This window comes from Lactococcus sp. KTH0-1S (genome assembly GCF_052544945.1).
Genome location: NZ_CP195165.1, coordinates 2,327,978 through 2,340,209 on the forward strand (window position 1 = coordinate 2,327,978; position 12,232 = coordinate 2,340,209).

General features: G+C 35.5%; 11 protein-coding genes. 2 read left to right on the forward strand and 9 right to left on the reverse strand.

The window, feature by feature from the left end; genetic code table 11:
* Positions 1 to 96: 96 nt before the first annotated feature.
* Both mreD and mreC read right to left on the reverse strand, forming a co-directional pair.
* The gene (gene mreD / locus ACRYLU_RS11530; protein WP_012898708.1) at positions 97 to 624 is read right to left on the reverse strand and encodes a rod shape-determining protein MreD; all 528 of its coding nucleotides are present in this window, start codon (positions 622 to 624) and stop codon (positions 97 to 99) included.
* Positions 625 to 714: 90 nt separating this feature from the next.
* Positions 715 to 1,590 (reverse strand): rod shape-determining protein MreC, encoded by an 876-nt coding sequence (gene mreC, locus ACRYLU_RS11535; protein WP_038602544.1) that lies wholly within the window; start codon positions 1,588 to 1,590, stop codon positions 715 to 717.
* 292 nt (positions 1,591 to 1,882) lie between these two features.
* Between mreC and ACRYLU_RS11540 the strand changes: the two genes are divergently transcribed.
* Complete coding sequence (locus ACRYLU_RS11540) at positions 1,883 to 2,323, forward strand: NUDIX hydrolase (protein WP_038602547.1); 441 nt, start codon at positions 1,883 to 1,885, stop codon at positions 2,321 to 2,323.
* A gap of 29 nt (positions 2,324 to 2,352) precedes the next feature.
* Here the strand turns inward: ACRYLU_RS11540 and rpiA are convergent, their stop codons facing one another.
* From rpiA to ACRYLU_RS11570, 6 genes are all read right to left on the reverse strand, one after another.
* Positions 2,353 to 3,027, reverse strand: a complete 675-nt coding sequence (gene rpiA / locus ACRYLU_RS11545) for a ribose-5-phosphate isomerase RpiA (RefSeq protein ID WP_153241258.1) — start codon at positions 3,025 to 3,027, stop codon at positions 2,353 to 2,355.
* 83 nt (positions 3,028 to 3,110) lie between these two features.
* Entirely contained in the window at positions 3,111 to 3,797 is a 687-nt protein-coding gene (locus ACRYLU_RS11550; RefSeq protein WP_012898712.1) for a Crp/Fnr family transcriptional regulator, read from the reverse strand.
* Between the two features lie 82 nt (positions 3,798 to 3,879).
* Positions 3,880 to 5,100, reverse strand: coding sequence for an MFS transporter (locus ACRYLU_RS11555; protein WP_445081020.1), 1,221 nt, complete (start codon positions 5,098 to 5,100; stop codon positions 3,880 to 3,882).
* A 62-nt stretch (positions 5,101 to 5,162) separates the two neighbouring features.
* Positions 5,163 to 5,600, reverse strand: a complete 438-nt coding sequence (locus ACRYLU_RS11560; RefSeq protein WP_003132028.1) for a universal stress protein — start codon at positions 5,598 to 5,600, stop codon at positions 5,163 to 5,165.
* A 19-nt stretch (positions 5,601 to 5,619) separates the two neighbouring features.
* Positions 5,620 to 5,823, reverse strand: a complete 204-nt coding sequence (locus ACRYLU_RS11565) for a hypothetical protein (RefSeq protein WP_445081021.1) — start codon at positions 5,821 to 5,823, stop codon at positions 5,620 to 5,622.
* Positions 5,824 to 6,069: 246 nt separating this feature from the next.
* Complete coding sequence (locus ACRYLU_RS11570) at positions 6,070 to 10,371, reverse strand: acyl-CoA dehydratase activase-related protein (protein ID WP_445081388.1); 4,302 nt, start codon at positions 10,369 to 10,371, stop codon at positions 6,070 to 6,072.
* A gap of 417 nt (positions 10,372 to 10,788) precedes the next feature.
* Here ACRYLU_RS11570 and ACRYLU_RS11575 point away from each other — a divergent pair, with 417 nt between their 5' ends.
* The gene (locus ACRYLU_RS11575; RefSeq protein ID WP_021723202.1) at positions 10,789 to 11,403 is read left to right on the forward strand and encodes a TetR/AcrR family transcriptional regulator; all 615 of its coding nucleotides are present in this window, start codon (positions 10,789 to 10,791) and stop codon (positions 11,401 to 11,403) included.
* Between the two features lie 84 nt (positions 11,404 to 11,487).
* On the opposite strand, the gene ACRYLU_RS11580 is transcribed toward ACRYLU_RS11575, so the two are convergent.
* Positions 11,488 to 12,216 (reverse strand): pseudouridine synthase, encoded by a 729-nt coding sequence (locus tag ACRYLU_RS11580; RefSeq protein WP_025017062.1) that lies wholly within the window; start codon positions 12,214 to 12,216, stop codon positions 11,488 to 11,490.
* Positions 12,217 to 12,232: the final 16 nt, after the last annotated feature.

The following is a 12,232-nucleotide window of genomic DNA, read 5'->3' on the forward strand; positions in this document are numbered from 1 at the left end:
ATTTTTTAATTTTTCCTCCCATTAAGTTCGGTTGAATAAACATATTATACTATTCTTACCCCGGCGAAATATTTCTTTACAGTTACAAAACACTTTCTAATTGTATCTTCCATGACTTTTTTTTAATCTGTAGAAGATTTCTAAAGGAATTTGCAAGGCTGTAGCCAAGATAATATTGAGCAAAAGTGTAGGCGCTAATTGGTAAACAACAAAATTAATAAAGTTTAAATGTGCAAATCCAAAAGCTGCCATAATGATTGCACTAAAAACTTCAAAAGCCGTTACAATAATAATTGTTGTAAATAACCGTGTCCAGCGGTTAGTAAATATGGTTATCTGTATATTATATATGAAAAGAGCAATAAGTGGGAACAATAAGGTCGCTATCCCATAAATCCCTAGATAATAACTATCATATATTGCCCCCAAAACTGCAGCTAAGATGATGATATAGCTTGGTCTGTGCTGAGTGACACTGTACATCAGAAATATCAAAAATAAATGACTCACTGGTACCCACGTCCCGCTGCTAACCCCGGTTAATATATGGGTAATTTGACCGTCCAAAATCATTAGTAAAAAAAGAATAATTGGACTAAAAAATTGAAATGTAAATCGACTCACTACTTAATTCCTTATATTCTAGTTGGTTTTAACAAATTAATGCTTTATTTTCCATAAGCAAAATAATAATTAATACTTATCTAGCAAAAACTACTGACCGTCAATTTTGCTTTTGACCACAAAGACGAATCTAATATCATAGAGATTTGTTTCTGGTTTGATATAAACCATTTTACCAAGGCCATCACTATCTTGCTTTTCACCGATAACCTTTCCTATAAGTAAACCACTTGGTGCTCCACCTTGACTGCCAGAATTCGTTCCCAGACCACTAGTAAATACGGAATCTCCATTTTTAAATTTCCCTTGTGAGTCGATATTTTTAACTACATAAGCCTCTTGTTGGGAATCATAGCTACTTAAAATGCCATAAATAGGTGAGCCGTCACTTTCAATTCTTACAGGAATTTTATTATCAATTCCTTTAGAAGAACTCAAAAGTGCAACTTTTGAACTATTCTTATTCACTTGAGTTACTCGACCAACAACGCCACCATTTGCCATAACAATCATACCTGTTGTTAAGCCATCCTTACTACCACTATCAATCACCAATGTATCATTCCATGAAGAAGGTTCACGAGTAATCACATTTGCAGCAACCGTTTGATAATCGGTTAAAGTTTCTTGAAGTTTTAAAGCCTTTTTCAACTCTTTATTTTCTGACTCAAGGCCGCTTAGTTTATTATCATCATCTTTTGACTTTGCCAATTGTGTTTTCAAACTTTGGTTTTGTTGGTAGGTGTCCATCAGATTCGACAATTCATTAGCCTTGTCTTGAACAAAGTGGATAGGTGCCACAAGTACTCTGTCAACAAAACTTGTCCCATCATTAATTGTTTGGGTCATTGCTGACGGATTACGGTTAGACTTAAAATTTTTGGCAGAGATAAAAATTGCTGACATCGCTGCAATAATGATAATGAGTGCAATAATAATAAGCTTACTTAAGTTAATTTTTTTCACTATTCTATGTTCCCTTCGGTAATATGTTTCAAACTCTCTAAATTAAATTTGAAAGCTCTGTGATTTCACATAGCCCTTTGCATAAGCAAAAGCAATTCTTATATCGTTTATCTCTTTGAACTAATCTTCACTTTCAATCCGATAGTCGTATAAGTTCTTCTTACTCGTACCTTATTTTATCAAATTTGACAGAATTTTGATAGAATAGTAGTAATAAATTTCTGTAAGCGGTTTTTAACTATTTTAAAACAGTTATGTTTATCATAATAATCAGTATTGGGGAGAATTTTTTATGAATCATATTCCAGTTTTCGGTGAAAAAAATGAAGAGAAAAATTATCAGGCAAGATATGGTGTCTATTCGATTGTCGCAAGAGAGAATAAAGAAATTTGTCTCGTCCAGGCACCCAATGGAGCTTATTTTCTTCCTGGAGGGGAAATTGAAGCGGGTGAAGATCAAGAAAAAGCACTTCATCGTGAACTCATGGAAGAGTTAGGAGCTACCGCTGAAATTGGAGAATTTTTAGGGCAAGCAGATGAATATTTTTATAGTTCGCATCGTGATAAATATTTTTATAATCCCGCCTATATTTATAATACTAAGAATGTCCGCTTTGATTCCGAACCTCTCGAGGATTTTAATCATATTAGCTGGTTTGACCCAGAAACAGCTATTAGTAAACTCAAACGTGGCTCTCACAAATGGGGAGTCCAAGAGTGGTTAAGTAAATAAAAAAATCGTCAATCAGACGATTTTTTTATTTACTTATTTATTATTCTTACGCCTTCGTTGCCAGCAACAATCACTTTTTTAACCATGTTATTAAAGAGGCCGTGTTCAACAACTCCAACCATTAAATCAAGCTCCTCAGCAAGTTTTTCTGGTTCTTTAATTTGAGAGATATGAAGGTCAATAATAAAGTGATGCATATCCGTTATCAATCTCTCGTTTTCCTCATTTAGACGCCATGTTGGAGCATAACCAGCCGCTTCAAATTTTTTAAAAACTTGTTGTGAGCCATAAGGAATAACTTCTACGGGAATTTTAAAGGAGCCTAGATTTTCTGATAATTTACTTTCATCAACAATCCAAATATAGTCTTTTGAATAGGTTGCAACAATTTTCTCCATCAGAAGTGCTGCTCCACCACCTTTAATACCATTTAGTGAAGAATCAATTTCATCTGCGCCATCAACTGTTAAATCAACATAATCTACTTCGTCAATAGAGGCTAAAGGAATTCCAAGAGCTCTGGCTTGGCTACTTGTTACATTGGACGTTGTTACACCCGTAATTTTCAATTGTTCTTCGGCAATTCTTCGACCCAATTCTTCGACAAAATAGGCTGCTGTTGACCCAGTTCCTAAACCAACGACCATTCCCGATTTAACAAATTCAGCCGCTTTTATGCCAACTTGTTTTTTTAAATTATCCATTTTATCTCCTTGAACACTTTGATATCATGCTGACCTAATTATAACAAAAAAGCTACCTAAAGTAGCTTTTTTATCTGTTTATATTAACTAATATATTCTTCCAAATATTGAGGATTATAAATCATGATCTTATTATCAATCACATCAATTACTTTCTCATCCTTTAAATCGTGGAGAATACGATTGACACTGTTTCTTGTAGAAATACCACAGAAGCCTGCAATATCCTCATTAGTGACTGTGAAATCAATCAAAATTCCATCTTTCTTACGAATGCCAAAATCATCAATTAAACTATGGAGACAAGCACAAACTGCTCCTTTTTTACCATTAATTGTCATTTTTTGAAGAATTTCTAAATTAAGTGCCAATCTTCTTTTATAAAAATCATCAACAACTCTAAATAAATTTAAATCTTCACGTACCCAATCCCAAAAATCGCTCCGTGAAATTTTATAAAAATTAGCCGTTGGAGATTCCACTCTGACATTAAATAATGCTGAGATTCCATCATTTTGTTTTTCTTCCAATAAAGAAACAAAATCTGGCTGCGCAACATACGCGATATTAAATTCACGACCATCTCTTAAAATATTGCTAATCTTCGCTACACCATCTTTAAGGACATAGATATATTCTGACTCAATTCCTTGATACATAATATAGCTATGCTTTTTACGTGTTACGACACTGACTTTTTTTTGCTCTAGTGTATTGATTAGATATTCAATGTTTACGTTTGCCATTTCTTCCATCTTATTAAAACTCATCTACTCGCTAATTTGTTCATTTATTCGCCTATATAAGGCTGTAGCCATTTCATTATATCATTTTTTATGTAAATCATTAAAATCAAACTTTAGAACTTGATTTTTGATGTTTACCATGAATGAGATAGTATATAATCCAAACAATTACAACTGCGGGAGCACTGTAAAGATACAAATTTCTGAAACCAAGCATACCATTTCCAAGCATTGGAATAATTGCTCCAAGAACAATAGGTCCTCCACCAACACCTAAATCTAAAAATCCAAAGAAGGTAGAAGTTGCAACACCGATACGGTCTTTACTTGAATCACGAATAGCAATTGCTTGACCAAATGGGGCAACCCCACCATAACCAAGACCGAAGGCTCCACCAGCAATTAATAAGACAACAAAGCCAATAGCTGGGCTAAAGAAACCGGCTAAGCCAACAAGAAGCATTGCCACTGCAAAGAAAATAAATGTTGGATTGAAAATCCAGTTATCCCCTTTAGTATCGAATAAACGACCTGTGAATGGACGTGAAACAAAGATTAATACGGCATACATCGTGAAGAATAATGATCCCGCAAGTGGAATTTTAAGATCTGTTGAAAATGAACCCATTCCTGTTAAAATAGCTGAGTCAATAAATCCGGCTAAAAAGGCAATAATTGAAATAGGGAGGGCTGATTTTTCAATATATCGTTCGACACCTTTAGGCTCATGCGCCAGGGCATAGGCACGCTCTTCTGCAGAAAATTCTTTGACACGAACAAAGAAAATTAATATGAAGGTAATAACCAACAAACCAAGAGCAATTCCAAGTAAAGAACCAAAACCAAGTGAAGAGTAAATCATGATTGAAAGGGCTGGACCAACTGCAGCTGCCAAGGTGACAGATAAAGCGTAGTAGCCAATCCCTTCACCACGACGTGAAGCAGGAACAACATGACCTGCAATTGTTCCTGAGGCTGTTGCACCAATCCCAAAACCGGCTCCTTGAATCACTCGAATCAAAAAGAGTAAGGAAATATTAGTTGTCAAATAATAACCAAAAGTTAAAACAAGAAAAATAAGTCCACCAATATAGAGCAATCGCTTCATTCCGATACGTGTGATATTAATCCCCGTCCAAACCCGACCAATAAGGGCTCCAATAACAAAAACGCTTGATAAAGAAAGACTAACAACTGTTGATTGATGAAGTTGTTGAAGCGCATAAGTCCCTATTGAGGAGGTTAAGACGTAAAAAACAATATAAAATAAAAAACTAATAAGCGTGTTAATAACGAAAGTAGGAGTAAAAATACTTTCTTTTTCCATGATTTTTTCCATTTCTAAGTAAAAGAGGCTCTGCTCTTTTTATGAGTAACTAAGTAAGACTGTTATTTTCTAACGATGAGTGTATTGCATGTGGCATGATTAACAATATAAGATGCAACTGAACCAACAACTACACGCTCTATATAACTAATCCCTGTTGCGCCAATTACAATCAAATCAACATTTTCTTGCTTAGGAATTTTTGTTGCCATTGCTACTTTAGGTGAACCATATTCCAAAAGTGTTCTAACATTTGTTAGTCCTTCATCCAATGCTTCCTTAGCAAATTGTTGCAATAAAAGTTTTGTTCCATTTTCATGCTGTTCTTCGGCAATTGTGTCGTAAGTATTTACGGCAAGAAATGAACGTTTTTCAATAACGTTGGCTAAGATGAGCTCAGCGTCATTGCGTTTAGCAACTCTGACTGCTTCATCAAATGCTTTAAGTGATTCTGCTGAACCATCCATACCAACTAAAATTCTTGAATATTTTTGTTCCATGCTAACTGTCCTTATCTAATTAACCGATAGCTGAGATATTTCTTACTTCAAAAGCAAATTTTCCATCTTCAGTTTTTATAAAACCGTGGTGATTTGAAACAAATTCAATTGCTTCATCCATGTTAGCGAAGTCTTGAATGACACTGCGTACTTTAGTATCGCCTACATAGTTTGGTGTTGAATTTTCTTCATATGAAGAAAGTCCTTTAAATTCAAATTTCATTTCGAAATTCCTTTCTTAAATAACAATAATTTCTATTTTTGAGAAACGGGAATCTTGTTGTTCTCAAATGTTTTTAAGTTACTCAATTATTTTAAACAAAAGCGATACGAAGCGCGACCACAATTTTTGATACCAAGCATTGATAACCAGTATTGATATTAAGCATTGATACCCATCATTGATAACATTTGTTACTCTTTATATAAAAAAATACTGACAGATTTGTCAGTATTTAATCTTTATTTTTTAATAAGCTTGAGCAGTTTCCATTTCTGACTCTCTTTCTGATTCTTCGACTGAATTGGAAGTAGTGTTCATTCTCTTTTTAGCCGTGGTCATCATTAAGCGGATCCGATTCAATTGATTGACCGCAGAAACTCCTGGGTCATAATCAATGGGAGCGAGATTGGCTCCTGGGTACTGACGACGAAGTTCTTTCATCATTCCTTTACCAACGATATGGTTAGGAAGACAACCAAATGGTTGAAGACAAATGATATTGTTCACCCCTTTTTGCAAGAGTTCAATCATTTCGCCGGTGAGGAACCAACCCTCACCAGTATGATTCCCAATTGAAATCACTTCTTCAGTTGATGCTGCAATATCATAAATTGATTCAATAGAATCAAAGCGTTTTGAGGCTTTCAAGGTTTTATTCATTGGTTTTTCTAACATATTAATAATACCAATGAAAGTTTTAGCCATGAGTTTATTTTTCTTACTAAAGCCAATCTCATCTGCTTTCCAGATTTGATTGTACAAGCTGTAGTTCATGAAGCCAATTAAATCAAGAACGACTGCTTCGCCACCCTCTTCTTCAATTATTGACACAATATCATCATTTGCTGTTTTACTATATTTAACCAAAATTTCACCGACAACACCCACTCGTGGTTTTTGAATATCCAAAAGTTCAATTTGGTCAAATTCGGCAACAATTTTTTTCATGTTGCGATTAAATTCAAAAATTGATCCAGATTCTACATTTTTCCGAGCCTTTTCTAACCATTTCGCATGTAATTCATTGACAGAACCTTCAGTGGCTTCATATGGTCGAGTACGATAAACGACTCTTTCAAATAAATCTCCATAAAGAACTGCAATCATAAAGCGTGTTAAAAGTGGAACTGTGAATTTAAATCCTTTTTCTGTTCCTTGATTCCCCATTGATAGAGAAACGACGGGTACTTGTGGGAAACCTGCATCAATTAGAGCTTTACGCAATAAAGGAATATAGTTTGTTGCGCGACATCCCCCACCTGTTTGAGTCATCATGACCGAAGTATTATCAAGGTCATACTCTCCTGACTGGAGAGCTTCAATGAGCTGACCTATTGTAATAATCGCTGGATAACATGAGTCATTATTAACAAATTTCAACCCATTATTGACAGAAGTATTGCTTTCTGGTAGAGAAACGACATTATATCCCGCAGCGGCAAAAGCTGTATCTAATAGCCCTTCTTGGTGAATTGGTGACAACATTGGTAAAAGAAGAGTGTGTTTTTTTGCCATTTCTTTTGTGAAAGCTGGTGTTTCTTGTACTAATTCGTGAACTTCGGTGCTTGCTTCAATATTATGACGCACGCGCTCTGAAACTGCTGCTTTCAGACTACGTAAACGAATCCGAACAGCTCCCATGTTTGATCCTTCGTCAATTTTCAAGACGGTATAAAGCTTATTGTGTCTACGCATGATTTCTTCTACTTGGTCTGTCGTTACGGCATCAAGACCACAACCAAAGGAATTAAGTTGAACAAGTTCTAGATTTTTATTTTTACAAACAACATTTGCAGCCGCATAAAGGCGGCTATGGTAAACCCATTGATTGACCACACGCAGACCAGAAACTTCGGCTAAATGACTAATAGAATCCTCAGTCAAAACGTGGAAACCTTCTTGAGTGATGATGTCAGCAATTCCATGATTGATTTCTGGGTCCAAATGATACGGACGTCCAGCGAGAACAATGGCTTTTTCATTATTTAAATTAATTTGCATGAGCAGATCTTCGGCTTTAAGGCGCAAATCTTCTTTAAATTTATCCATTTCTTCAAAGCCATGTTGGACGGCAGCTTGTACTTCCGTAAGATTGACAGAAATCCCTTGGGCGTTTAAAGCCTTATGAACATTAACAGCTACTCCTTCCGGATTGGCTAGATTAATGAAAGGATGAAGATAATTAACTTGCCCTTCACGAATTTCATCGATATTATTTTTAAGAACTTCAGGGTAAGATTGCACAATCGGACAGTTGAAATGGTTTTGAGCATTTTTTTGTTCTTCTTGTTCAAAAAGGACAGATGGATAGAAGATATTTGGAACGCCCTGCTTAATTAAAGCCATAATATGTCCATGACTCATTTTGGCTGGATAGCATACCGTATCTGAAGGAATGGTTTCAATCCCCTCTTCAAAGAGTTCTTTGTCAGAGCGAGGGCTTAAAACAACACGGAATCCAAGGTCTGTCAGCATCGTGTGCCAAAGCGGATAGTTTTCATACATATTGAGTACACGTGGTATCCCAATTTCTCCTCTGGTTTGTTTTTTCTTGCTTAAGCTATGGTAACGGAAAAGTTTTTTATACTTGTAATCAACTAAGTTAACTTTTTTATCTTTTTTAGCGACTTTAACTTTTGTAGCTTCTTCGGCACCACGTTCGCAACGGTTCCCAGTTACAAACTTATTCCCATCATTGAAGACCGTTAGGGTCATTTTACAGTTATTTTCGCAAAGACCACAGACCATAAATTCTTTATGAGTTGTGAATTTTTCCAATTCATCAAGTTTTAGAATTTCTGATTCTTTATTTGCTTCTTGGTTATCTAAGGAAATCAAAGCACAACCGTAAGCTCCCATTAATCCCGCGATACTTGGACGAACCACTTCGCGCTCAGAAATTTTTTCAAAAGCACGTAGAACGGCTTCATTGTAAAAAGTTCCCCCTTGAACAACGATTTTCTTACCAAGTTCTTCTGGACGTTTTACTTTTATAACTTTATAGAGGGCATTTTTAATGACACTGTATGAAAGACCTGCGGAAATATCTCCAACAGTCGCTCCTTCTTTTTGAACTTGCTTTACTTTTGAGTTCATGAAGACGGTACAACGAGAACCCAGATTAACTGGATGCTCAGCCAAAAGTGCTTTTTGTGAAAATTCACGAACATCATGTTTTAGTGAATGGGCAAAGGTTTCAATGAATGAACCACAACCTGATGAACAAGCTTCATTAAGTTGAATACTTGATAGAGCACCATCACGAATTCGCATAGCTTTCATATCTTGTCCACCAATATCAAGAATGAAATCTACTCCTGGATTGAAATAATCAGCGGCCTTATAATGAGCCATTGTTTCAACTTCACCATAATCAACATGAAGTCCTGCTTTAATCAGGTGTTCTCCATAACCAGTCACTATTGATTTTGCAATATAGACGTCTGCTGGAAGTTTAGCATAGACATCTTTTAAAATATTAATGACAGATTCAAGCGGTTCTCCATTGTTAGAACCATAATGGTCATAAAGAATATTTCCTTCATCATCAATAAGAACAACTTTTGTTGTGGTTGAGCCGGCATCAATTCCTAAGAAGGCAGCTCCATGATGTCCAGACAGGTTCTTATAGTTAGCAGTTGCTTTGGCATGACGCGTCCGAAATTCATCAAGTTCTGCTTGATTTTCAAAAAGTTTATCCATTGTATCTTGTGGAATTAAGCTGTCTGAATCATCATTTTCTAAACTATGAATTAAATCAGTTGCTGTTTTCAGACTTGTTTCTTCATAGAGCGCAGCTCCCATTGCCACAAAAAGTTGTGGATTTTCTGGGAAAATAATATTTTCCTCTTTTAAATCCAAGGTTTCGATGAAACGTTTGCGTAATTCACTCATAAAGAAAAGCGGACCGCCTAGAAAGGCTACATTTCCTTTGATTTTTCGTCCACTTGCTAAACCAGCAATGGTTTGATTGACAACGGCTTGAAAAATACTAGCAGCAATATCTTCACGACGCACTCCTTCATTTAACAGCGGTTGAACGTCGGTCTTGGCAAAAACGCCACAGCGTGATGCTATCGGATAGAGTTTTTCGTAGTTTTTAGCTAACTCATTGACACCATTGGCATCCACTTTCAAAAGGGCTGCCATTTGGTCAATGAAGGCACCTGTCCCACCGGCACATGTTCCGTTCATGCGTAATTCTTGAGTCCCGTTATCAAAAAAGGTCATCTTGGCATCTTCACCACCAAGCTCAATCATCACGTCTGTTTGGGGAATGAATTTTTCAATGGTAATTGATGAAGCGATAACTTCTTGAACAAAAGGAACATCAATGACTTCCGCAAGTCCCATTCCTCCTGAGCCGGTAATGGCTAGTTCTAAATTTAAATCTCCATATTCTTCAATAAAATCTTTGAATACTTTGATGGTTGCTGCTTTAACATCTGAAAAATGGCGCTCATAGCGTGAGAAAATGAGCTTAAAATTTTCGTCAAAAACGACTAGTTTTACTGTGGTTGACCCAACGTCAATCCCTGTTTTATAAATTTGTGTCAAGATGGTCTCCTAGTTATGTGAGAAATATCACTTGAACAAGTCCGCTAAGTTCTTAATATTTTTTTCGACAAGTTAAATCTGAAATCTAACTTATCTTTTCGACGCAGAATTTTGATAAAAAGTAATTTAGACGGTCTGTTGCTTATCTTATTATATGTTCATTTTATCATTTGTCATAAGAAAATCAACCAGCAAAAAGGGCGTGGTTGTCACATAAACGACAATTCAAAACAAGCTGTTGATTATGTTAAAAGACTTTGACATCGAATGACAAAATGTTTTGACTAAATTCTTTAATGACTTTAGTCTATTTTTTGATTATAATGGAGTTAAATAATACAATGTGAAAAATTAGACAAAACAGTCTATCGGGACTGGGTCTTTTTAAAACTGGAAAGATGGTTTTTTATGGTTAAATCAGATGATTTACGTGTGAAACGAACAAGAAAATTGATTAGTCAGGCTTTTTTTGGTTTGTTACGCAAGAAAAAATTTGAAAAAATTTCAATTCAAGAAATTGCCGATTCAGCCATGATTAATCGGGCAACTTTTTATGCTCATTATGCTGACAAACAAGATTTATATGATAGTTTGATTGACCAATTTTTAGCTAGCTTCACTGGCATTCTAGATGAACAAAATTTGGTTGACGGTAACAATGTTCATGTCAAAGAAATTGAAACTGTTCTGAGTCGTTTCTATGAATTTGTTCGCGATAATCCTGAAATTGCACAAATGATTACTGACAGAGCGCATGATCAACGGTTAAAAAATCGATTTCTGGATATTTTATCTGAACGCTATACCGAGTTATTTGAAAAATTGGAAGTTAGAGAAAAAGATGTTGTGGTTCCCAATGATTTTGTAATTTCTTATATCAGCTCAATTTTGGTGGGAACTTTAGACTGGTGGGTCAGCACTTCTACACAAATGTCTGCTGGAGATTTTTCTCATTTGATTATCAAATTGATTTCTAATGGTCATTTGACCGTCCTTGGGGTCAATATTAATCGTGAAAATTAAAAAAGTTACTGATGAAAAATTCTGTCAGAAGATAGCCATTGCTTTTTAGCTTACGGATACCTTCGAGGTTTCATCAGTAACTTTTTATTTTTTCAAATTTTCTATTTCTTCGGTTGTTAAAGGACGATAGGCCCCTAGCGCTAAATCTGAATCCAATGCTAAATTGCCCATCCGAATGCGTTTGAGATAGAGAACATACATTTCAACGGCTTCAAACATCCGTTTAACTTGATGAAATTTTCCTTCATGAATAATCACACGAATTTCACTAATCCAGCCAGATTGACTCTCCCCTTTGTAAATATTTTCGATGAATAATTCTCCTGGTCGTGCTTTTTCTCCATTTTTTAGAGTCAAGCCCTCAGCAAATTTATTGACAATTTCGTCAGTAACTTTTCCATCAATTCGCGCAAAGTATTCTTTTTCAACATGCTTTTTGGGTTGAGTTAAATCATGCCCCAATGCTCCGTCATTCGTTAAAATTAAAAGTCCCTCAGTATTTTTATCTAAACGCCCGACTGGAAAAATATCCTCACGAAAATCTTTTTCCGATAATAATTGAACAACTGTCTTAAAAAGATTATCTTTTGTTGCAGAAACAAGACCTTGCGGTTTATTTAATAAGTAATAATAATATTCTTGGTAATCTAAAATCTCACCATCAAAGGCGACTTGTCTAGAATTCTTATCTACTTGAAACCTGCCGTCTCGCTGAACTTCCCCAGCAACTGTCACGCGCCCTTTTTTCAATAGAATTTTGACTTCACTACGGCTTCCGAGGCCACTTTCTGCTAAAAATTTATCTAGTCTCATGTCTTTTATTATATCA